We start from the raw sequence: 21338 nt of genomic DNA on the forward strand, positions 1-21338 counted from the left end.
CACTCTCAAGCTTAAAGTTAAGTCGCTGATTTAAGAGATCTGTAGTATTCTCAGCAAAATTCAGTCCGAATTTGTGAGGGTGAAGAGATGTCGCAATCAGCTAGTTCAGAAGCTTCCTCATCCAGAAGTAAGCGTACTTACCGAAAAGGTAACCCTACACCGCCACGAGAAAGGCAAAAGGCTTCTCTTGAGCGCCGTAGCGATACGCATAAAGCTTTGCATGCGGTTATTTTAAATTCTCAGAAAGAAAAGCTGGAGACACTGGCTTCTGAAGAGGGTTTAACTCAGGCTCAGATGTTAGAAATCATCATTGAAAATGAGTACAAGCGCAGGAAATCAGGAACGTAAATATTTACATTCTTGATCCTTTGGCTTTCGGATGATAGATTGCTGAGCGATCAAGGATTTTTGGTTAGCCACGCCGTAAGGTGGCAGGAAACTGGTTCTGACTAATGACTTAGAGCCAGAAAAAACAAAACCCCGATAATCTTCCTCAGTTTGGCGACTCAGGAGAAGACTAACGGGGCCCTAGAAACTGCATAGAAGCTGTTGCTCTATGCGGGGAGTATAGTTTTATGCCCGGAAAACTGCAATACCTTCTGTGCGTACTCCTTCTGTGCAACATAAGCGCAGGAAGGTGTGACTGAACAGGTATCTGAAAACACTTCATTTTACCGGCAGGTAAAGAATCCGAATCCGGAATTTGTCCCGGAGAAAGGAAAGAAAACTCTGCCGTTCTGCGAAAAAATTCGTGAGAAGGCGGTGGGCTTTACGCAACGCGTCGAATTCCAGATGCTGGTTGCGATGTCGATCGCCCGTGGCGAACGCAAACGCCGGCCACCCAAGCTCCGCATGCGCGCGCTGGAAGCAACACTCCAGGCAATGTGCTGGTATCTCAATCCGCTGGCCAACCGCGTGGGCGCCTCGCTCACGACCATGAGCATCCGCTGCGGGCTTGCCACGGAGAAAAAACGTCTATCGATCACCCGATTCACGGGTGCCTGCCATACGCTTGAGCAGCTGAAGCTCATCACCTACAACACCGAGTACGATAAAGAGATAGGCTGCAACATTCCAACTGATATCACCTTCACGCCGCTGATGTGGCAGGTGCTGGACGTGTCGGAGGAAGCCGTTGCAGCCGCGCGCCGCAGCCGCATCGAGTGGGAAAACCGCCAGCGTGAGAAGAAAGGTTTACCTCGCGCAGACGCCGGTGAACTCATCAACGCTGCCTGGGCATTCGTGCGCGAACGCTTCCGCGAGTACCAGAAGTCGCGTCGCGAGCACGGCATGAAACGTCATCGCGCGCGTAAAGACGCCCCTCGCACCCGTAAAGACATTGAGCAGCTGGTCCGCACACAGTTGAATAAGGATATCGTTAACGGTCGCTTCTTTGGCGGTCTGGACGCGGTGAGAGCGGAAATTGAGCGCCGCGTGACGGAGCGTATGAAGATGTCGCGTGGCCACTATGCGCGGCTTGATGACGACCAGCTGGTTACCACCTGACGCGTTTCTGACATCCTTTTGTTTCACTGAATGGCGCTTTAGCGCCGGCTTACCCGTGCCCGCAATCCGGCCAGAAAGGCCGCTTTTTACCTGCACGCCCTCTCTTTCAGCTATCCGGTTTACGCCGGAGGCCCATGCTCGCCTGCCATTCCCTTTCCGTATGAATATCATCCACTTTTCGCAGCTACCCACCCTAAGTCCGGGTCGAACCCAGCCCATAAATTCACCGATGCAGCTACGTTGAAGTCACGCACCGGCGCGTTTCCGAGTTATCCACATAAACCGCGAGAGGGTATTTATATAATCTCCTGACCGAAGAGCCGGTTAACTGCTATCCGAACTTTTTACAAACCACGATGATCCTTTTAAAAACCCGATCTATCTTCTTTTAAAGATCCGTTATTACTTACCTTTAAAAATAAAACCTATACGGCTGCGCCCTGTGGACAATTAAATGCCCGCCCTCGCAGCGAACTGACGTTCGCGCCGGTTCGGTACAGCCGCTTCGCGTCTGAAGGTAGCTCCCGCAAAATTGCGGGCAAAAGATCGCAGTTGCAGCTACACCGAACTCGGTGATCACATGAATGAAACCATTAAAAACAGACTCAACTAAGCACCGAGCGAAACCCACCCTGAAAAGCGCCGCCGCCCCGGCCCAGAGGGCCGGAACAGAGTCGCTTTAAAGATGGATGATGTAACTACCATGGGTGTTGCTTTAAAACTGAGGCCAGCGGTATCTATCTTTCGTCTTCGACCATCAGACTAATTCGCGACTGAAAGGCCGCTGCTTAAACTGCGTCTGACAGCTACCGTGTTAAGTTCCGTGCCTGTCGCTGAAAGTTATAATTAACACCCCCCTAAGCGTCAGCAGCGAGCTGCCGACGCCAAGGCCCCGGAAATCACGCCCTTTACGTCGCAAGCGCCGCAAAGCCCGCTCACCGGGGTTAAAAGGGGTTACATAAACTTCTTCATTGCTGAAAGCGGGGTTAGGCTAATCAGGGAAGGGGATGGACTGGCAGTCTTTATGGGTCATCAACCGGCTACGCCGGGCGTACGGCGCCGTTTACCATCGGAGTTATATATCACGTCCTCTGGCGCCTCCATGACGCCAGGGCGTCATTCAGAAGGCCGGCTGCGCACTGCTCGCCCGCCGTAATTGCTTTAAATCGGAATTATGATGAAACATTACGTCCGCTGTGTGCCAAAGGCGAACAGTGCTGAAAACTCACCAATTATATGATGTGGCGGGTGAATTGCTGCTCAGTGATGGTACTGCCCCACTGATCGCCTTCCCACTCTTTCGTTAATTCAAACCCAAATTGAAGCCACACAACCCGCGTGGCAAATATGAGTGCGAAAGGCTGCTGTTATGACAATGCTTGTATGGAAAGCTTCTTCCACTCACTGAAAGCCGAATGTATCCACGGTGAGCGCTTTATCAATCGGGAAATAATGCGGACATCGGTGTTTAATTATATCGAGTGTGATTACAATCGCTGGCGTCGTCACAGCGCTTGTGGCGGTCTCAGCCCTGAACAATTTGAAAACCAGAATCGCGCTTAGAGCGGTGTACACATTACGTGGGTAGGATCACCAACCTGTGATTTTAAAGAAGAGGAATGATGTCTAATTTTTATTTTAATCTTGCACTCTTTGGTGCCACTTCATCTATAGCGGATATGAGAATGCTTGCTGAGCAAACTGAGCGCGCTATAAACAACTCCATAGCTAACACTGAGGTAGTTGAGAGTGAGTACGAGGATGAGCATGAAGATGATGAGGGTAACATCTATCAGTACACTCAGAAAGTCTACTCATGTGGTTCTTGTGTCAGCTATGAGGAAAGTGAAGCAAAAGCTCAACATGAGCACCTAATCACACAACTTACACGAAGGTCAGCCTTCCTGACTATTTTTGGAATTTTTGAATATCACATGTCTGCCTGTAGAAAGATTATGATTCGAGACACAGGTTATGATATTAAAAAGCTTCCAAGTGGAATTGTTGAAGGAACAGAAAAGCTACTCAGAAAAGCCATTGGCTATCACAATGCACCTGATTTAAAGCATCTCTCAGTGATTCGAAATTTCTTTGCTCATAATGATGGAAAATATTATGAATATAAGGATGTTAAGAATAAACCTGATACTGAAAGAGATAAAAAGGAAAGGCGCACCCTTTTAGCGTTTGAACAAGCTACTGCAGATTTTTCAGGGATTTATCTCAACGACTTCAACTCCATAACTATGGATGAAAGCTTCCTTCCTGAAGCGATTGATGTCCTGGAAGCATTCGCAAGAACGTTATCAGACGCAATTACGCATTACGGAAATCATAAACTAAAGACCACATCACCTTAATGTTTGTGTAGGGGCGGTGACCTGCTCCCCGTTATTCATACAGAATGCTGTTAATAATGTCTGCTCCTCGGTCAAAGCGAACATCCGCTCCCTGCACTGGGCTGTTTTTTATAAAAAGCGCTCATAAAATAGATTGTTTTCAAAATAGCGAACTGGCCAGTTCATTTTTAATTCAAGTACTAAAGCACTCTAAGCGCGGCTTTAACCTTCTTACACTTATTCTGAATGTTGCTTGACTTATCAACTCAAGATAACTGGATCGTGATACACAGCCTCAATATTATTTCCATCTGTATCCGTTACAAATGCTGCAAAGTACCCTGCATAGTATTCTGGCCTGTAGCCAGGTTTACCATTGTCCGATCCTCCAGCTGTGAGAGCATTTTCATAGAATTTTTTTACAGCATCCTCACTGTTGGCTTTGAAGGCGATATGCAGCTTTGCACTCCCTGCCTCGCCTTCAGCAATCCAGACTTGTGGGCTGGATTTTCCGTAACCGGATTTTCGATTATCAGCATCAGACGTCTCAAAAAGCCGGGTATGACCCAGTGCTGGCATAACCGCGTCATAGAATGAAATAGCTTTTTCATAATCGGATGAATAAAACAGAATATGATCAATCATTAGCTGAATTTCCTATTAGTAAGCTGGATATTGTAATCCGAGGATCATTAGCGCGAACTGTCGATAATTGCGCCGCCGTCGGGCGTGAGGCTGTAGCCAGTCAGGAACTGAGCATCTTTACTCGCAAGAAATAAAACGACCGGAGCGATGTCTTCCTCCGGTGATCCAAAGCGGTCAAGTGCGTTACCGGGCGGAGGGACACTTACGTCATCGCCCCATGTTTTTGCAAGCGGAAGTACGTTATTAACCGTGATGTTATCGGCTGCCCACTCTCGTGCAGCGGTGCGTGTAAGGGCTCGAACCGCTTCTTTTGCCATATTATAGGGGCCATATCCTGCCAGTCCTACTACGCCCGCCAGGGAGCCGAAGTTAATGACGCGCCCTCCGCTGCTTTTTTTGAGCCACGGATAGCAGGCCTGCATAGTTCTCAGGTAGGCCACAGGGCCCATATCGAAATTGCGCTGAAGTTGTTCAACCGAAAGATCCAGAATGGATGATACTGGAGCGCCTGGATCAAATGCGTTGTTTACGAGAATGTCGATTTGCCCATATGCCTTTACAACAGCATTAGCCATTGAGCTGATTTGTTCAGGGCTGCTTAAATCACATACAATTCCCGTGGCAATACCACCCCGCTCCTGTATTTGACGTACCACTTCATCAATAGCTTTCGATGAACGCGCAACGACGGCTACCTTTGCTCCCTCTGAGGCCAGAAGTGTCGCGGTCGCTCGGCCAATGCCCCGGCTTGCTCCGGTAACGATCGCAACTTTTTCACTTAGTCGGTTCATATTCTCTCCTTTAACTGATTTGTGCAGGTGTCTGAATGAGATTTATAAATGCGTAGGGTGAGGGCATTTCTCTGGCAACGTTCTGCGTGCTAAAAGAAATAATCATCAAAATCATTCCGGCAAATGCGGGCAATGCCCCTGCTGGTTTACGTTTGCCAATGTGAGCCACGCCAGACAGGAGCAGGTGATAAAACATGCCTGCATAGGCCAGATCGCTGAGAAACAAGCTCTCACGAGACAGAATGGCCAGTACAGCGAGAATTTTCACGGCGATGAGCAAGGGCTGCAGATAGGCGGGATAACCCAGGTCAAGAAGTGTCTGGCGCACCCACTCTTTTTTAATCACGTATAACGTGGCTGAAGATACGTAAAGCAGGCTAAGCAGGCCCGTACATATCCAGTAAACGTAAAATTCAGTCATATCACCCTTCTGATGCGTATAAGTTATCGACCAGTGAAAGGATGTCGTCTAATATGATTTAAAACAAGTAGGATGAAATAAAGGTGGTTAGTATGGAAAAGCATACTATTGAAGAGACTGAAATTAACATGCACGACGAAATGCGCCGGGCATTCACCCTGCTGTCTGGTAAATGGAAGCTGGAAATCATGTGGTTATTGAATCAGCGCATATACCGGTTTGGGGAGCTGCGAAAAGCGATCCCTGGCATTACTCAGCACATGCTGACCGCACAGCTACGGGAACTGGAAAGTGACGGGCTTATATCAAGAACCGTGTTTGCTGAAGTTCCGCCCAGAGTAGAGTATGAGATTACTGCAAAAGCGCGGGGGCTGGGTCCGACGATGGAGGCTCTGACGGCATGGTGGCTGGAATATGGCGACACCGTACCTGCCAGGCCGGCCGGGCGTGGCCGCATCGCTTCTTCAGATAAAAAACCTGAGCGATAAGCCGCCCGCTTTCAATTCAGCGTTTGTCTAAATCCTTACGCAAGACTTTAAACCACAGGGCCGGAAGCTCCGGACATATGCGTCTCACGAAGCTTAGTTATGTCTTTTTTAGGCGGCATGCCGAATACACGGCTGTATTCTCTGCTGAACTGTGATGGACTCTCATAACCAACCTGATAAGACGCGCTTGAGACGTCCAGATGCTCATTCAGCATAAGGCGCCGGGCTTCATTCAGACGGAGCCATTTCTGATACTGCAGAGGGCTCATTGAAGTCAGCTGCCGGAAATGCTGGTGAAAGGTGGGGGTGCTCATCTGTACCTGTGCAGCAAGCTCTTCAACGCGCAGGGGAGCAGAATAATTCTTCTTGAGCCAGTCAATTGCACGTGCAACCCGGTGCCCCTGACTGTCAACGGATGCGATCTGCCGCAGTCGGGTTGCCTGATCGCTCAACAGCAGCCGGAAATGAATTTCCCGTTGTGCGAGCGGAGCAAGAACCGGGATGGCTTCTGGCTCATCAAGCAGCTCCAGTAGTCGTCCAAAAGATCGCAGTATTCTCTCTGAAGCTGTTCCGATCCCGATGCCGGGACTGACGCCTCGTGCACGATGCGGGGGAAGTTCACCCTGTGAAATAAGCTCAGCAATCGTCCGCATATTCAGCTTCATCGTCAGCCCTATACACGGCTCGTCGTGGCTGGCAGTCAGTACTTCTGAATCAACAGGCAAATCCAGAGACGTCAGAAGAAAGTTAGACGTGTCATAGCGATAGTTTTTACCTCCAATCCACATCTGCTTAACGCCACGAGCTACCAGCACGATACTCGGCTCTATCATACACATGGCCGGTTTGGTTGGATCTTCTCGCCTGAAGAAAGTCAGCCCGTCAATTTGCGTATCAAAATCACCAGTTCCATCAGTCCGTGCAGCGATCGTCTGCACCAGACCGGCAAGCAAAGCTTCATTTTTCATAGCGTGTGTCACTGCGATCATTGACCAAATTTATCGTGAAGTCACTTTACTACTCTTGCCTGCAAAAAAACCACAAAAGGACACTCATTCCATAGGAATAGGCAAGAAATGCAGCGAATCATTGTAACCCATCCGATAAAAACTCAGGAGAATGAATCCTGAGGGAAAAGTGACCAATGCGCATTTTCGATAGCCAAGGCATTCGCTAACGAAAAGGGTTTTGAGGAACTTTTTTTATGCACTTTTCGGAGAAGACCTGATGAACCCTGTTTACGATTTTAGCGGCCGAGTTGCGCTGGTTGTTGGCGCCAGCACCGGAATCGGTGCTGCAACTGCGCGCGCTTTTGCGCTGTCTGGTGCAAAAGTAGTACTCGCAGATGTGGATTTCAGAGCCGTTACCGATATTGCTGAGCAGCTAACGAAAGAGGGATACATCGCGACGGGACTCAGCTGTGACGTTGCAGATGAAGACCAGGTTGCTGCGGCCGTGGATAAAACGGTGGAAATTTATGGTGCTCTGGATTTTGCCTATAACAATGCCGGCATCCAGGCACCGTCCAGTGATTTTGCAGATTTGCCTTCAGAAGAATTTGATCGCCTCGTTTCAATAAATCAGCGAGGAATCTGGGCATGTATGAAGCATGAACTCCGGCAAATGCGGGCTCAGGGCAGTGGGGCCATCGTGAATTGTGCATCTGTAGGCGGCCTTGTGGGGCAACCCAATCTGGCCCCCTACAATGGCACAAAACACGCTGTACTCGGGATGACTAAAGGCGCAGCGCTGGAGTATGCGGCAAGAGGAATTCGCATTAATGCGGTTTGTCCGGGCACGATTAATACCCCTATGGTCTCAGCAATGATGGAAACCCAGAAAGAGGCCATGGACGACATCATGATTCGCCAGGTTATCAATCGCCTGGGTGAACCGGAAGAGATAGCCTCTGCTGTCCTGTGGCTTTGCAGCCCTGGAGCAAGCTTTGTTGTGGGAATAGGGCTCCCCGTCGATGGCGGTTTTACGGCGAACTGATCCGAACCGTAGCCATTTATCGAATTTATAGTCCGGGCGGAACCCGGCGGTCGTAATAACAGGAGCATCCAATGATTCAGGATTTCTTTCACCTGAGTATTACCACCCGAGATCTTCAGCGCAGCATTCAATTCTACGAGACCCTTGGTCTTGAAGTCACCCGCCGTTTTGGTGACGTGACTGAAGATGGTATTGCCCGGGCATTTAACCTGCCAGCCAGTCATCTGAAGGTCGTTTATCTGGCACCACCAGGAGGAAAATCAGGCATCTTTATCGATCTGGTCGAATGGGTTGAACCGCCTTCTCCCGGCGCTGCCTATCCCGTAGCGCACCACATCGGAATTAACCGCTTTGCACTGAGGGTTTCTGACCTGGATGCAACCGTACTTTCTCTGCAGGAAAAAGGAATGGTTTTCCTGACGAAAGAGGCTGAACCATTCGGTGGTGGCATACGTTGTATCGTCATAACCGATCCTGATGGCATCTTTATTCAGTTAATAGAGATCCCATAAGCACACCTTAGGGTTTGCATAGAAATGAAGTACCTCCCTCCGGGTCTGCTGAGCTTTCAACGAGTTGCTACCAGCAGAAGTAATTAACATGATTAAAGGTAAAGACAATGAAAAACATATTGCTGGCCTGCGGGCTACTCATGTCCTCTTTTGCATCCTTCGCTGCTGATATGTCTAAAGGCGCGGATAATTTTTTCAAGAGCGACAAGGTCACTGCACAGAAGGTCACCTTTCAAAACCAGTATAAAATGAATATCACGGGTATTCTCTACAGACCCAAAGAAGTCGATCCGAAAGCAAAAAGTCCGGCCATCATCGTGGGCCACCCTATGGGAGCGGTGAAGGAACAGACGGGCACGCTTTACGCTCAGAAAATGGCAGAGCAGGGTTTTGTTACCCTCGCAATTGACCTGTCCTTCTTTGGCGAAAGTGACGGACAGCCCCGCAATGCCGTTGCTCCTGAAATGTTTACCGAGTCATTCAATGCCGCGGTTGACTATCTGGGTACCCGACCATTTGTAGATCGTAACCGTATTGGTGTCATCGGTATCTGCGGTAGCGGCAGCTTTGCAATCAGCGCCGCGAAAATCGATCCACGTATGAAGGCTATTGCCACCGTCAGCATGTATGACATGGGGGCAGTTACCCGTCACGGCTTGCAAAACGGGCTGTCTCTCGAGCAGCGCAAATCAATGATTGCCGCAGCTGCTGAACAACGTTACGTAGAGTTCACTGGCGGAAAAACCAAATGGGTCGATTATCTGCCAGTAAAACTTCCTGCTGACGCCGATAAGACGCGTCGTGAATTCTACGACTTCTACCGTACACCTCGTGGACAGGTCGTGCCTGAGGGTATGACCGTAGAGCAGTCTCAAAACCGTCCGATTTCGAGTGAAGTAAAATTCAACAACTTCTATCCGTTTGAAGATATTGAAACTATCTCACCGCGTCCGATGCTATTCATCACTGGTTCAGAGGCCCACTCCAGAGAGTTCAGCGAAGATGCCTACAAACGTGCTGGTCAGCCCAAAGAATTGCTCGTCATTCCGGGGGCCGGCCACGTGGATCTGTACGACCGCACCGACCTCATCCCGTTCGCTAAGCTGACCGAATTCTTCAAAACTAACCTTAAATAGTCGACCCGACCCTGACCATCACATGGTCAGGGTCAGTGCATACACAACGGAGATCTCTTTATGAAAACGTCTGCTTTTGCCGCACTGTCCGCTGACAAGCCGCTGGTCCCTTTTTCTCTTGAGCGCCGCGAGCCTCGTCCCGATGATGTTGTTATTGAAATTCTCTACTGCGGAGTTTGCCATTCTGACCTTCATACCGCTCGCAATGACTGGGGATGGACCCAATTTCCAATTGTTGTAGGCCATGAAATCGTGGGCCGCGTCATTAGCACCGGTGCCGACGTTACACGGTATAAAGCAGGCGATCACGTTGCTGTGGGCACGATGGTCGACAGCTGCCAGCAGTGCGATCAATGTCATAAAGGAGAAGAGCAACTTTGCCGTGAAGGAAATACCCAGACGTTTGCAGGCGCAGACCGTATAACAGGTGAACCCACAATGGGGGGATACGCAAAACATATCGTTGTGCGTGAAGAATTTGTTCTGAGTATACCGGAAGGTCTGGATCTGGCAAAAACCGGACCACTGCTGTGCGCCGGTGCCACCACATATTCACCGCTGCGTACCTGGAATGTCGGCCCTGGCAGCCGTGTCGGCGTTATTGGTATGGGGGGGTTAGGTCACATGGCCATTAAGCTTGCTGAAGCCATGGGTGCCCGGGTTACCGTGCTGAGCCGTTCTCCAGCCAAAGAGTCCGATGCTAAATCACTTGGCGCAGATGCATTTCTTGTTTCCAGCGACGCTACGGCAATGGAAAAGGCGGCGTCATCTTTTGACCTGATCATTGATACCGTTCCGGCTAAACATGAACTTGACCCCTACCTGCCACTTCTGGACGTAGACGGTACTCTCTGTGTAGTGGGACAAATTGGGCCGCTTGCTGAAATGAGCAGCATTCCTTTACTGCTTGGACGCCGTCGCGTTGCCGGCTCTGCGATTGCAGGGATTGCGCAGACGCAGGAGATGCTGGATTTCTGTGCACGTAAAAATGTTCTGCCCGACGTTGAGATGATCCGTATGGACCAGATTAATGAAGCCTATGAACGACTTGAACGTTCTGACGTTCGCTACCGCTTCGTTATAGATATGTCCACGCTGGAGCAGACTCAGGCTTAAAAAACGTCAATATCTTCCAGCAAAAATTGCAGAACATCGGCGCTAAGTGGGCTTTGGACCAGCAGTTGCGCCGGTTGCAGAAAAGGGCATGTTATGAAAATAGGCATCCTCGGTGCGGGACGCATGGGAGCAACTATCGGAACGATTTTTGCGAAACTGGGTCACCAGGTCACCTTCAGCTATTCCCGCAGCCCTCAAAGATTGCAGAGCCTGGCAGAGTCAGCCGGGGGGACCTGCGGATCTCCTCATGAGGCGGCAAAGGACGCAGATATAGTCGTTCTGGCTGTCCACTGGTCGCGTCTTGACGATGTGCTGACTCAGGCAGGCAGCTTAAGCGGAAAAACTGTCATCAGCTGCACCAATCCGCTAAATGCTTCAGACAATGAGCTTGTCATTGCCCATACCGATTCAGGTGCGGAAACCATTGCGCGTAAACTGCCTGGTGCACAGATTGTAGCCGCTTTCCAGGCGACGCCAAGCGAAGTGCTAATGGACGTGTTTAACGGCAGGAATAACCACCATCGCCCGAACATGCTGTATTGCGGAGATGACCGGCAAAGTAAAGACACAGTGCGGGGTCTGCTCTCTCTTGCTGGTTTTGAGCCCGTTGATGCCGGCGCTCTACGTGTGGCTCGTTACATTGAGCCCTTCGCTATGCTGGCAACGGCGCTGGCCTATGACGAAGACAGCGATCCTAGATGGGTTTACCGATTCGGACGTTACAACTGAATGATGCTTATTTCTACAGGATAATGAATATGAAAAAATACATTCTGGGTTTGTCACTGCTGTCATGCATACCTTCACTGCATGCGCAGACATTTCAGCTCCACAGTACGGACGTAAAACAGGGAGAACAAGTAAGCGATATTAACGTTCTGAATGGCTCTGGGTGCACGGGGAAAAACATATCGCCTCAGTTGTCATGGTCTGGTGCCCCGGCGGGCACCAAAAGTTTTGCCATCACCATGTTTGATTCAGATGCGCCAACAGGAAGCGGATGGTGGCACTGGACGTTAGTAAATATCCCGAAAAATATTCAAACGCTCTCACGTGGAGCCGGAAATGCCGACGGTAAAAACCTTCCTGATGGTGCCATACAGGGGCGCACAGATTTTGGCGGTCCGGGCTATGGTGGCCCTTGCCCACCAACAGGAGATGGAGTACATCACTACCACTTCAAAGTATGGGCGCTAAAAGTTGAGTCACTTCCTGTGAACAGCGACTCAGGCGGTGCGCTCGTTGGTTATATGCTGAACTCTAACAGCATCGCAAGCGCAGAACTGACGCCGGTTTCCTTACGGCCAGCACAGGGGAACTCCGGTTCTAAGTAAACGGAATTAAGATCACATGAAAAAAAAGAAAATAGCCATGCTGATCGCCATTCTGAGCATTTTAATTATGGCCGCCAGCGCTTATGCCTGGCTGGCCAGAGTTGACTTCGGAGCGGCTCCGGTGGGCTTACGTTTGCTTGAGGTTGAACGCTCCCCCCATTATCAGCACGGAGAATTCCAGAATCTTGTTGAAACACAGGTTGATACAGGCAACAGCAGTTTCTTTTCTAATCTGCTGTCATTTGTTCTCGACCGAAATCCCCGACTAAAGCCCGATGCACCTCTGCCATCAATTCTTACTGATCTGAAATCGCTGTCGCCACAGAAGGACATTGTTATCTGGCTCGGTCACTCGTCGTTTTATGTCCAGCTCGGCGGAAAGCGAATACTGATTGATCCCGTTTTCAGCACAAATGCCAGCCCTGTGCCGCACACCAATTCTGCTTTTAAGGGAAGTTTGTCTTACACCGCTCAGGATATGCCGGCGATAGATGTGTTACTGATAACTCACGACCACTGGGACCACCTCGACTATGCCACTGTCCGCTCCCTCAGAAATAAGGTGGCTCAGGTGGTAACCGGACTGGGTGTAGGTGCCCACCTCGTTCGCTGGGGATATCAGGAAAGTCACATACATGAAGCTGACTGGAACGAGGAGGTCGATATAGTTAACGGACTAAGAATCCATGTTCTGCCAGCACGGCATTTTTCGGGCAGGTGGCTTAAAAGGAACCAGACCCTGTGGGTATCATTTGCGCTGGAAACCTCTAAGCGGCGCCTTTATTTCAGCGGCGACAGTGGCTATGGCCCGCATTTTCGTGAGATCGGGCAGCAATTTGGAAGTTTCGACCTGGTTGCTCTGGATATGGGCCAGTATGACCATCGGTGGGCAAACATCCATATGTTTCCGGAAGAGGCAGCACAGGCAGCGGATGATTTGCGCGCGCGCGCACTTATGCCTGCGCATGTGGGCCGCTTTAGCATTGCTGCTCACAACTGGGATGAGCCTTTTGAACGCATCGAGCGAGCAAGTCAGCATCGAGACTGGAAACTGCTGACGCCTGAAGCTGGCCAGGTGGTAGACATTAATGTTCAGGATCAGATCTTCAAAAAATGGTGGAAGTCGACACCATGAACTTATTTGGACAGTCAGGCTAAAAATGAATGTTTTTAATTGCTCTTTCCATCAAACAGGAAAATAAGCCAGCCCTTCTAGAATAACTTTTTAATATGCATAAAGAATGAAAACACATCTTTAAGTTTTCTGTGATTTTTGGTCGTGGAGCGCCTTCAATTTATACCTGTGTCTTATAATTGCTCGTAAAAACACGACCTTTTTTAATATCCCTGTTTTAATGATGGGCATCCTCACAGTGACCTTTTAGCAGATCTGAATGCATTTATCATACCTGCGCTTTTGTTCACATAATTCCAGCTTTGGATGAGTGCGGGCATCATGAAGCTGAAAAGGATACTCATTGTTAAGATTCAACGTCCGCTTTTCGGTCACAGCGGACATGTAACTCGCTCGCCTATAGTTCATATCTGCATTTTTGAGGCATGAGCTGGGTACTACGGCTCGGAACTGCCGCAATCAGAAATTTACTGTTCACTTTAGTGCCATTGGGTATAAGACACAGGCTGTTTTGTGAACAATATTTCAGTAACAAATTTAAATTCTTATGTAGCCGGCAAATTTTCAAAAGTTTTGCCGGAATGAAGCACGCCGTAGCACCAGTGGATCAGCTTTCGCATAACTGCCCCGATTGCCACCATTTTAGGTTTGCCACGCAGGCACAATTCTTCATAAAAGTTGCGCATTCTTGTATTACATCGTCTGGCACAGAGGGCGGACATATACAACTTCGCACGCAGCTGCGGCGGTCCAATTTTAGACATTTTAGATTTACCGCGAACGGAAGTGCCCGATCGTTTTTCCACGGGTACCACGCCCAAAAAAGCGGCTGCCTGACTGGCAGACTCAAAATCATGACTACGCAGTACAACCAGCATGTTCATGCCCAATTGTGGGCCGACGGCCGGGATAGACGTCAGAAGGTCATAATCAAGCTGCAGCGCTGCATGTGCTTTTATGTGAGCCTTTATCAAATGCTCCGTAATTTTTACCTCCTCCCTGAGAAGTTTTACCATGCGCACGCAGGAACCGATCACGTCAGAAGGCGTCTGCGTGCTCTGGTATTTTTCCAGCCGGTTTTCCTCACGTACGGCGTCGCTCAGTAATGCGTCACGCCTGCGGATAAGCGCACTGAGATGCCTGATTTCAGCGGAGGGCGGGAGCCAACGGTGCGGCTTTTTCAGCAGCGCGTAGCAGGCCAGCATGTAAGCATCTACTTTGTCCGTTTTGGTCAGGATACCCATACCTCTGGCAAAATCGCGGCTGCGGTGCGGGTTTGCCAGAGAAACGTAGGCGCCAGCCTCATGCAGGGAAAGAGCCAACCGTTCGTGATAAACGCCGGTTGCTTCCATGATGAGGTGAACGTCCTCCAGGCCACAGTGTTGTAGTCGAAGCCAGCGGATGATATTAGCTGATGCAGTGCTGTCATTTTTTATCTTCCTGGTCCGTATACGACCCTTTATGCCGTCATAAAGGATGCAAAGGTCTAGCGAGTCTTTACTTACGTCTATACCTACAGGAAACATTTTCATTCTCCTCTCACATTAACCGTCACGCCCGTTCGCCTTGTACATTCGGAGTCATGCTCCCGGTAACCGTTCAACAAAATGTGCTGGCGTGAAAGGTGAAACGGAGGGCCGCAAGCTGTCAGGCAGGATCAGTAATTCAGACTGTCCTCAGGGAGGGGCCCGGCTCACTCCGCTTCGTGTGATGGTAGCTAATCACCACATAATCTTAGATACAAGGGAGGGGTTGGGCTTGCGTGAACATAACGCCCTGTAACCGGCTCTGCCGGGTTAACGGCGCCCGATGGCACATGACCCGTCCTTAGCTATTTCTGGCGCCTCCATGCCGCTGACGCGGCATTCAGGGGCAGGCTGCGCACTGCTCGCCCGCCTGTCTGTCTATCTGTTCCGATATCCTGCCAGAACTGGCTGCACTACAATGTTTTTTTGAGAATGTGGCCAGCATGTACTGCTGCCTGCAGATTTTTATTAGTACCTCAGAGGATGTATGACCGACAACGAAGAAGCAGAGTTTGCGCAGCTGATGGGTGCAGGAATAAAAAAGTGCGTGGTGTGGTATCGCGATCAGGACTTCAGCCATATGAACGAGGATGCGCGGGCGGAGCTGGAGAGCATCTTCAGCCCCGGTGGCGAGTATGACGTCAGTGCCAGCCTGCAGATTGGCGTTAACATGATGATGATTGGCCAGTTGTGGGAGGACAAACGTTTTATGGACTTCGCCGCCAGGGCAGCCCGGACGTCCTGTGACGGGAAAACCATGGGTAAACTCCCCGGAAAAATTGCCCTGAGGCAGCTGCTTGATGACGTCAGTGAAGTGCTCAGAGAGCCCAAATTTTATACGACGGAATAACGAGCTCAAATCCGCTGCGGTGTGTTGCAGCCCTGACTAACAGGTCCGGGCTTCATCCCGGACCTGTGACAATCATCGCCTGTACGAAATTTATACTTATTACGCCCACGGCGATGGTAACCTGAGATTCAGTTTTCTCAGGCTGCGGGATCCCCTTCCAGGCACGCCTGTTTCACTGTAAGCATGCATTCATTATCGGATGCGGCGTCAGCAGGAGTCATGATGGGCACTGATGAAGATGAAACTGACGAGGACATTTATCACGATGCCTGCTTTGCGGCCGGCATGTGTTGCCTGAAACTCGCCAGCGAGGGCGGAGAAATCAACCGTGAGCGACTGGCCATCGAACTGATGCGGCTGCTGGGCGCCGTGATCGAGAAAAGAGAAGAGTGTCCCGCCTCGCTGCTGTTCGCCATTGAACAGCTGCGCGGCGAGCCGGATAGTGACGTGGACGAAGGTGCCGGCTGAATACGTGCCCGGGATTGTTCGTGCAGATCACCTTTTTTCTTCTGACACGGGTTCAATCAGCTCCCCGCCCTGATTGTGAATATTGCCCACCTTTTTGCTGACCGGATGCCACGTAAACGCCTTTTCCGGTAAGGCTGCATCATGCGCGATTTCTTCCGCCCTTTCGGGCGTCGTATCCTGACTCAGCCACTCACGAACGGCGTCAGAGGAAATCACCAGAGGGCGTCTGTCGTGAATGTCGACCATGCCCTGATTGCTCGATGACGTCACAATGACAAACCCTTCCTTGCCGTGGTCCTGTCCGTAAGGCTGCTTACCGATGGCGGCAAAAAACAGGGGCTGCTTTTTTCTGTGGTAGATGAAGAACGGCTGCTTTTTCCCGCCCTCTTTTTGCCATTCAAACCAGCCGTCAGCCGGCACAATGGCGCGCCCGTGGTTCCACAGCGGCTTAAACATGCGCCCGCTCGCTGCCTTTTCGCCGCGTGCGTTAATGAGCGGCTGCTTATCCCACCACTCCGGGCCGTAACCCCAGAACACGGGATCGAGGTGCAGCGCATCATCACGCTCGCTGAGGAGCAGCACCTTTGTGCCAGGCGCCACGTTGAAGCGGCCAATGGGCTCCGGATCAAACGTGATTTCGTCTGGTTTCAGTCCGAGTGAGTCAAAATATTCATCACGGCTGCTGTACTGCGCAAATCGTCCACACATAGACACCTCCTGCTATAAGGATAGCGGGGTATACTGACGTCAGGAGGATTTACCATGACACACAACTTAGCCGAACGAAGCCCGGAAGAACGCGCAAAGGTCAACGTAGATTTGGCCGCCTCAGGCGTGGCGTACAAAGAGCGCCTTAACTTTCCCGTCATCCCGGCCGAAGCTGAAAGGCAGCAGCCAGAGGAATTACGTGAATACTTCAGGGAACGGCTGCAGTATTACCGGAATCTGGCACTGCAGTTCCCGCGCGGGACCGATCCGGTTTATCAGAAGGAACCGAAGGGAGAATGAAAGGCGATGACGTCCGGGGCAGGTATGGATATAAGCCCCCTGGCAGGGGCCCGGTTTACTTCTGATGCGATGAGGCTGGCGATCCCAGCATAATGCCGATCATCGAAAGCCCGGTAATAAACAGCCCTGCAATCACGATCACGCCGGTCAGCTCTGTCACCTGATTCATGTCCATCCATGAGTTGATCAGATGAGCGCCGTCATTCAGCAGCGTGCGTAACCCTGCCGGCAGCCAGGACGACAGAGCCTGTGCGCCGCCGTCAATTAATTTCGTCAGTTCATTGGGCATGGTTTCGTTATCCCTGACAAATCAGTGGCGAATTTTTGCGAGAACGTCGTCTGACAGCCCGGTCAGTTCCCTTACCGACTCCAGCGGAATGCCTTTTGCCAGCAGGTTGCGGGCAACCTCCATTTTACCTTCCTGACGCCCTTCCATGCGCCCTTTCTCCAGGCCCTTCAGCTCAAGCTGCAGTGCAATCGTCATCAGTTCGTCCTCATAATTTGAGAAAATCATCCCCTAGCGGACAATGTATTTCATTTTGACCCACAACTTAACTGTCTGATCCTTCAATCTTTTATGATAAACCAGTGACGGGAGCAGTGGCGTTAAGGCACCAAATGACATCATAAACAGACCGATGATAAAATCGCCTTCATCAAGCCGCGAGCATCCGTTCCAGAAATTCAAGCCGCCTATCAGCAAACCGAACACATAGAGACAGATGTACATAAAATCCTCTGTTATTTTTTGAACCACGGCGTGCAGGCGCTGCCGATTCCGTTTACGCCTCATTTAACGCGTTTTCGTACAGCGGCTGCGCTTTTTCTGCGCCAGCGTCTGTCAGGCTGAAATACAGCTGCAGGCTCTGCATATCGCGCGATTTCTCCAGCAGTCCATGTTTAGCCAGCGTGTGGCAGGAGGTGCGGAAATTGCGATCCGCAGCGGCATTCCCGCCTGCGAGTAAACGCCCGCTGTTAACCGCACGAAGCAACACCATCAGTGGTACTGGCCGGTTTTCATGGCAGCGTTCAGCAATCGCATACAGAGCGATAAGTACGGCTTTCTGAAGGGCTGATATCCGCATTTTATATCTCGTATAGCATTACTGGTTATTCAGGTGACACATGAATAATAACCTAAGCGTGCCCTTTGTGCTATTCATGTGTCACATGTTTTACATTCGTCATGGTGCAGCCGGCGTGGATCATGGACAGGCTGACGGGGAAGCGACTGCGTGACACGCGGCGGCGGCAGTATGGCAAACACTGAAAAGCCTTACAGAACGGAAAAGCCGATGACATTATTAAAATTTGCGTTAATCCCCGCCGTTTAATAACAGCGTTATTCTGTAATGCATTATCCTAAATAAGCCAACATCCCGTTAGCCTGGCCTGAAAATAAACATGCTAACCTCCTTCGTTTTTATTTATCAATGCTGCCGGTATTGACTCCGGCAGCATTGTCCTGTTACTCTCTTTCACAGTAGTTGAGCCACGAACTCTTATTACTGCTTCCCTTTACCACCGAATAATCGCTTTATTTTTCCTGCTCCCCAGACCACGAATCTGCGAGCGTAGGATAGTATCAATGCCGCAGTCAGATAGCCGGCATACGCGATTAAAAACAGTATGATAGCCTTTGGTATCACTGGAATAACTGCAAGATAAGGCGTATAAAGCGTAAGAAACGCCGTTATCGCAGAACAAATCGGGGTGTGCCAGAAGCTATTGAATGTTGCTTCAATAAGCGTATTTCTGACTTCCGTGACTTCATTGCGAACCCAGCCTTTTACTTTATCGCCGCCGCCAGCAGTTTTTCTTTTTCTACGGCGGTTCGAGAAGAAACCCCAGGTTGTTTCTTTGGTGTAAATGCGTCCATTTTTGGTCTGACGCTCGACCTCTTTCACGGTCTTTCTGAACATAATAAATACCACGCTTTTTATAGTTTTGGTTCTGGATTCTGAATAACGTGATTAACGTTTTCATCGCCATTTCTCCAAATAGGGTTTAAATACGGTTTTTGTGTTTACTTCTTTTCTCTCAATCTATTTATCGTCGTCGCATTGCTCTCTCCTTAGCCTGATTTACGGGCTTAACAGCAGGTCAAAAAAATACCCGGAGTGCTCTGATACACGCCGGGCATTTGTGGTTTTGAAAAACCGTCTCTGCTTATCGTTGTGCTCATTTATCTACATTTCCGGAATCCTGAATCCAGTTTCAAATCGCTGACCCGTTCTGCGATTTATAAGGTATTTTAACATAAAAAATTGCCTTTTGTCAAGAACTTTCTAAAAGTCAACAAATTTATACAATTTTTTGTATGTTGTCATTTCGCAGGCCGCATGAGGTAAGGCTTTAACGAAAAGCATGACTTTTAACGGATGAATATAAGTGAACTCCATCCTCTTTTATTTATCTTTTTTTAAGCGGAGAATGATGGAAATAAGCCAAATTTTATGTAAAGTTGTGTAAATAAAACTTTTAATAAGACCTTGTCGTTTATTTCCTGCCAGCAGGACGTGATGCCGCCGGGGGAAGGCTACCGGTCAGCTGACAGAAATGTGTAAAATAGTTACGCCCCTTTCTGCACAGAAGACATAACCATGCCAGGACCGCAACCAACCACCCATTTCTTTGATGAAGACATTCCGCACTGGTGCTGCCCCGCCTGCCACAACGCCTCGTTAGAAGTGGTGCCGGGCAGCTTTATTTCCCGGCCGTCAGCCTCCACGCTCCGAGACCGCGAAGAAGACTGGTTTGACGCTGATAATGAAGAATACGTGTTCACCTGTATGCTGCAGTGCAGCCGGCGCAGCTGCCAGGAGTCCGTGGCTGTTTCGGGTAGCGGTCGCGGCGATAAAGATCCTGACGAAGACAATGGGGGGTACGTCTACTACATCCGGTACCGGGCGAAATCATTCGTGCCACCGCTGCCGGTGTTCGGCATCCCGGAGTCCTGCCCGGAGGACATTACGAAGCGGCTGCAGATGGTATCTGCTCTGCTGCCGGTCAGCAGCTCTGCTGCCGTTAACGGGATTCGCACCGTACTGGAAATGTTGCTCGATGCGCAGGATGTGCCGCGAGAAACCACGGGTGAAAAACCGCAACGCATCCCGCTTGCGCGGCGCATTGAACTCAACAGGGAAAAGCTGGGCAGCCACTACGAGGCGTTTCACGCGCTCAAGGATTTTGGCAACCACGGCAGTCATTCGGACAGGCCGATCCGCCGTTCAGACATCGAGGGTGCCTGTAAGGTGCTGGATAATTTGATCCGGCAGCTGTACGGGAAAGAAGTGGATTACACCCGGATAGTGTCCGGGCTTTCCAGGCGCTACGGTAAAAAGCCTGTGCCAGGGAATAGCTGAGCGCGGGAATGCCGCGCTACAGAGAGGTGCTGCCTTGTGGCAGATGGCGAACCGCATCCTGCGAGTGGTGCAGAACGCCCAGCACCACGATGCCATATTCCGTCACGCGGTAATAAATGAGGTGGCTTTCACAGGGAAAGCTGAGGATGCCGTCGCCCAGGTCAGCGCTGCGGTTCAGTCCGGGCGACGGATGCCGGTCGAGGATTTCTGTTATGGTCACACGCAGCGACTGCGCATAGAGATCGGCGACTTCCTTACCCCAGCGGCGCTGCGAGTAGGCGCGGACAGAGCGGATCTGGTTTCTCGCATCCTTTGTATAACGAACCGTCATCCCTGCGCCTTATCCCCTGCTTTCATCAGCTCGTCCGCCGTCAGCGGGCTGAAAACGTCCTCCGAATCGTACAGCTCACCGCGCTCTGCCTGCTCAATCGAGTGGGCAAGCGTGGCGCGCAGGTGCTCCAGCTTGAGTGCTTCAATCTGGTTGTAGTCTTCCCAGGACATCAAGACCGCCTTCGGACGGCCATTTTTCGTGATGCTGACGGGTTCGCGCATCGCCTGGCTGAGCAGCTCGCCGAACTGCACCTTTGCCTCGCTGGCCGTAAAACTGTTCATGGTCACTCCTGATTAATCAAATTGATCAATTTGATTATTTTATACTCTTTCTGCCGTACCCGCCAGCCAGCCATATTCAGGGCATTCACCC

At 50.4% G+C, this 21338-nt stretch carries 28 protein-coding genes and 2 pseudogenes; 17 read left to right on the forward strand and 13 right to left on the reverse strand.

What is annotated here, in order from left to right:
• The first annotated feature begins 87 nt into the window (after positions 1-87).
• The 3 genes from repA (AC6I8D_RS24180) to repA (AC6I8D_RS24190) all read left to right on the forward strand — a co-directional run bounded on the left by repA (AC6I8D_RS24180) (position 88) and on the right by repA (AC6I8D_RS24190) (position 1506).
• On the forward strand, positions 88-348 hold the full coding sequence (gene repA / locus AC6I8D_RS24180; RefSeq protein WP_455853634.1) for a replication regulatory protein RepA: 261 nt from the start codon (positions 88-90) through the stop codon (positions 346-348).
• A gap of 227 nt (positions 349-575) precedes the next feature.
• Positions 576-647 (forward strand): RepA leader peptide Tap, encoded by a 72-nt coding sequence (gene tap, locus AC6I8D_RS24185; protein WP_497821251.1) that lies wholly within the window; start codon positions 576-578, stop codon positions 645-647.
• Positions 640-1506: a plasmid replication initiator RepA gene (repA, locus tag AC6I8D_RS24190; protein WP_497821156.1), complete on the forward strand. Its 867-nt coding sequence runs from the start codon at positions 640-642 to the stop codon at positions 1504-1506. The genes tap and repA (AC6I8D_RS24190) overlap by 8 nt, the downstream gene beginning before the upstream one ends.
• Before the next feature lie 1232 nt (positions 1507-2738).
• Here the strand turns inward: repA (AC6I8D_RS24190) and AC6I8D_RS24195 are convergent.
• A pseudogene (locus AC6I8D_RS24195) lies at positions 2739-2828 on the reverse strand (GNAT family N-acetyltransferase); the annotation flags it as partial.
• On the opposite strand from AC6I8D_RS24195, the pseudogene AC6I8D_RS24200 reads away from it, so the two are divergent.
• A pseudogene (locus tag AC6I8D_RS24200) lies at positions 2826-3069 on the forward strand (IS3 family transposase); the annotation flags it as partial. The pseudogenes AC6I8D_RS24195 and AC6I8D_RS24200 sit on opposite strands and share 3 nt — an antisense overlap.
• Positions 3070-3125: 56 nt before the next feature.
• Complete coding sequence (locus AC6I8D_RS24205) at positions 3126-3866, forward strand: hypothetical protein (RefSeq protein ID WP_497821157.1); 741 nt, start codon at positions 3126-3128, stop codon at positions 3864-3866.
• Between the two features lie 240 nt (positions 3867-4106).
• On the opposite strand, the gene AC6I8D_RS24210 is transcribed toward AC6I8D_RS24205, so the two are convergent.
• The 3 genes from AC6I8D_RS24210 to AC6I8D_RS24220 are packed head-to-tail and all read right to left on the reverse strand — an operon-like array spanning position 4107 to position 5702.
• Entirely contained in the window at positions 4107-4490 is a 384-nt protein-coding gene (locus tag AC6I8D_RS24210; RefSeq protein WP_497821158.1) for a VOC family protein, read from the reverse strand.
• 47 nt (positions 4491-4537) lie between these two features.
• Positions 4538-5281: an SDR family NAD(P)-dependent oxidoreductase gene (locus AC6I8D_RS24215; RefSeq protein WP_497821159.1), complete on the reverse strand. Its 744-nt coding sequence runs from the start codon at positions 5279-5281 to the stop codon at positions 4538-4540.
• A 10-nt stretch (positions 5282-5291) separates the two neighbouring features.
• A complete protein-coding gene (locus AC6I8D_RS24220; protein ID WP_497821160.1) occupies positions 5292-5702 on the reverse strand; it encodes a DoxX family protein in 411 nt (136 codons plus the stop codon).
• Between the two features lie 92 nt (positions 5703-5794).
• Here AC6I8D_RS24220 and AC6I8D_RS24225 point away from each other — a divergent pair, with 92 nt between their 5' ends.
• Positions 5795-6190 (forward strand): winged helix-turn-helix transcriptional regulator, encoded by a 396-nt coding sequence (locus AC6I8D_RS24225; protein WP_497821161.1) that lies wholly within the window; start codon positions 5795-5797, stop codon positions 6188-6190.
• A gap of 47 nt (positions 6191-6237) precedes the next feature.
• Here AC6I8D_RS24225 and AC6I8D_RS24230 read toward each other — a convergent pair whose 3' ends face one another.
• Positions 6238-7158, reverse strand: a complete 921-nt coding sequence (locus tag AC6I8D_RS24230) for an AraC family transcriptional regulator (protein ID WP_497821162.1) — start codon at positions 7156-7158, stop codon at positions 6238-6240.
• A 259-nt stretch (positions 7159-7417) separates the two neighbouring features.
• Between AC6I8D_RS24230 and AC6I8D_RS24235 the strand changes: the two genes are divergently transcribed.
• The 7 genes from AC6I8D_RS24235 (at position 7418) to AC6I8D_RS24265 (ending at position 13418) form a co-directional block, all read left to right on the forward strand.
• Positions 7418-8185 (forward strand): glucose 1-dehydrogenase, encoded by a 768-nt coding sequence (locus AC6I8D_RS24235; RefSeq protein WP_497821163.1) that lies wholly within the window; start codon positions 7418-7420, stop codon positions 8183-8185.
• A gap of 71 nt (positions 8186-8256) precedes the next feature.
• Complete coding sequence (locus AC6I8D_RS24240; RefSeq protein WP_497821164.1) at positions 8257-8697, forward strand: VOC family protein; 441 nt, start codon at positions 8257-8259, stop codon at positions 8695-8697.
• 107 nt (positions 8698-8804) lie between these two features.
• Complete coding sequence (locus AC6I8D_RS24245; RefSeq protein ID WP_497821165.1) at positions 8805-9833, forward strand: alpha/beta hydrolase; 1029 nt, start codon at positions 8805-8807, stop codon at positions 9831-9833.
• 60 nt (positions 9834-9893) lie between these two features.
• Positions 9894-10949 (forward strand): NAD(P)-dependent alcohol dehydrogenase, encoded by a 1056-nt coding sequence (locus tag AC6I8D_RS24250; RefSeq protein ID WP_497821166.1) that lies wholly within the window; start codon positions 9894-9896, stop codon positions 10947-10949.
• A 9-nt stretch (positions 10950-10958) separates the two neighbouring features.
• Positions 10959-11678, forward strand: a complete 720-nt coding sequence (locus AC6I8D_RS24255; RefSeq protein WP_497821252.1) for an NADPH-dependent F420 reductase — start codon at positions 10959-10961, stop codon at positions 11676-11678.
• Between the two features lie 29 nt (positions 11679-11707).
• The gene (locus AC6I8D_RS24260) at positions 11708-12283 is read left to right on the forward strand and encodes a YbhB/YbcL family Raf kinase inhibitor-like protein (RefSeq protein WP_497821167.1); all 576 of its coding nucleotides are present in this window, start codon (positions 11708-11710) and stop codon (positions 12281-12283) included.
• A gap of 16 nt (positions 12284-12299) precedes the next feature.
• On the forward strand, positions 12300-13418 hold the full coding sequence (locus AC6I8D_RS24265; RefSeq protein ID WP_497821168.1) for an MBL fold metallo-hydrolase: 1119 nt from the start codon (positions 12300-12302) through the stop codon (positions 13416-13418).
• A gap of 545 nt (positions 13419-13963) precedes the next feature.
• Here AC6I8D_RS24265 and AC6I8D_RS24270 read toward each other — a convergent pair.
• A complete protein-coding gene (locus AC6I8D_RS24270) occupies positions 13964-14944 on the reverse strand; it encodes an IS110 family RNA-guided transposase (protein ID WP_497821169.1) in 981 nt (326 codons plus the stop codon).
• A gap of 487 nt (positions 14945-15431) precedes the next feature.
• Between AC6I8D_RS24270 and AC6I8D_RS24275 the strand changes: the two genes are divergently transcribed.
• Positions 15432-15794 (forward strand): hypothetical protein, encoded by a 363-nt coding sequence (locus AC6I8D_RS24275; protein WP_497821170.1) that lies wholly within the window; start codon positions 15432-15434, stop codon positions 15792-15794.
• Positions 15795-16013: 219 nt separating this feature from the next.
• Entirely contained in the window at positions 16014-16262 is a 249-nt protein-coding gene (locus tag AC6I8D_RS24280) for a hypothetical protein (RefSeq protein WP_497821171.1), read from the forward strand.
• 27 nt (positions 16263-16289) lie between these two features.
• On the opposite strand, the gene AC6I8D_RS24285 is transcribed toward AC6I8D_RS24280, so the two are convergent.
• Positions 16290-16970 (reverse strand): SOS response-associated peptidase family protein, encoded by a 681-nt coding sequence (locus AC6I8D_RS24285; RefSeq protein ID WP_497821172.1) that lies wholly within the window; start codon positions 16968-16970, stop codon positions 16290-16292.
• Positions 16971-17024: 54 nt separating this feature from the next.
• Here AC6I8D_RS24285 and AC6I8D_RS24290 point away from each other — a divergent pair, with 54 nt between their 5' ends.
• The gene (locus AC6I8D_RS24290) at positions 17025-17270 is read left to right on the forward strand and encodes a DNA polymerase III subunit theta (RefSeq protein ID WP_497821173.1); all 246 of its coding nucleotides are present in this window, start codon (positions 17025-17027) and stop codon (positions 17268-17270) included.
• A gap of 55 nt (positions 17271-17325) precedes the next feature.
• Here AC6I8D_RS24290 and AC6I8D_RS24295 read toward each other — a convergent pair whose 3' ends face one another.
• The 4 genes from AC6I8D_RS24295 to AC6I8D_RS24310 all read right to left on the reverse strand — a co-directional run bounded on the left by AC6I8D_RS24295 (position 17326) and on the right by AC6I8D_RS24310 (position 19177).
• On the reverse strand, positions 17326-17559 hold the full coding sequence (locus tag AC6I8D_RS24295) for a hypothetical protein (RefSeq protein WP_497821174.1): 234 nt from the start codon (positions 17557-17559) through the stop codon (positions 17326-17328).
• A 21-nt stretch (positions 17560-17580) separates the two neighbouring features.
• On the reverse strand, positions 17581-17754 hold the full coding sequence (locus AC6I8D_RS24300; RefSeq protein ID WP_497821175.1) for an Rpn/YhgA-type helix-turn-helix domain-containing protein: 174 nt from the start codon (positions 17752-17754) through the stop codon (positions 17581-17583).
• 298 nt (positions 17755-18052) lie between these two features.
• Entirely contained in the window at positions 18053-18268 is a 216-nt protein-coding gene (locus AC6I8D_RS24305) for a hypothetical protein (protein WP_497821176.1), read from the reverse strand.
• Between the two features lie 507 nt (positions 18269-18775).
• Positions 18776-19177, reverse strand: coding sequence for a hypothetical protein (locus AC6I8D_RS24310; protein WP_497821177.1), 402 nt, complete (start codon positions 19175-19177; stop codon positions 18776-18778).
• Between the two features lie 696 nt (positions 19178-19873).
• Between AC6I8D_RS24310 and AC6I8D_RS24315 the strand changes: the two genes are divergently transcribed.
• Positions 19874-20635 carry a DUF8608 domain-containing protein gene (locus AC6I8D_RS24315; protein WP_497821178.1) on the forward strand — a complete coding sequence of 254 codons (762 nt, stop codon included), beginning with the start codon at positions 19874-19876 and terminating at the stop codon, positions 20633-20635.
• 16 nt (positions 20636-20651) lie between these two features.
• Here the strand turns inward: AC6I8D_RS24315 and AC6I8D_RS24320 are convergent, their stop codons facing one another.
• On the reverse strand, positions 20652-20966 hold the full coding sequence (locus AC6I8D_RS24320) for a type II toxin-antitoxin system RelE/ParE family toxin (protein ID WP_497821179.1): 315 nt from the start codon (positions 20964-20966) through the stop codon (positions 20652-20654).
• Positions 20963-21247: a type II toxin-antitoxin system Phd/YefM family antitoxin gene (locus AC6I8D_RS24325; RefSeq protein WP_497821180.1), complete on the reverse strand. Its 285-nt coding sequence runs from the start codon at positions 21245-21247 to the stop codon at positions 20963-20965. Before AC6I8D_RS24325 ends, AC6I8D_RS24320 begins: the two co-directional genes overlap by 4 nt.
• Between the last annotated feature and the right edge of the window lie 91 nt (positions 21248-21338).

This window comes from Pantoea sp. X-Soil-MYKO-1785, assembly GCF_059730675.1.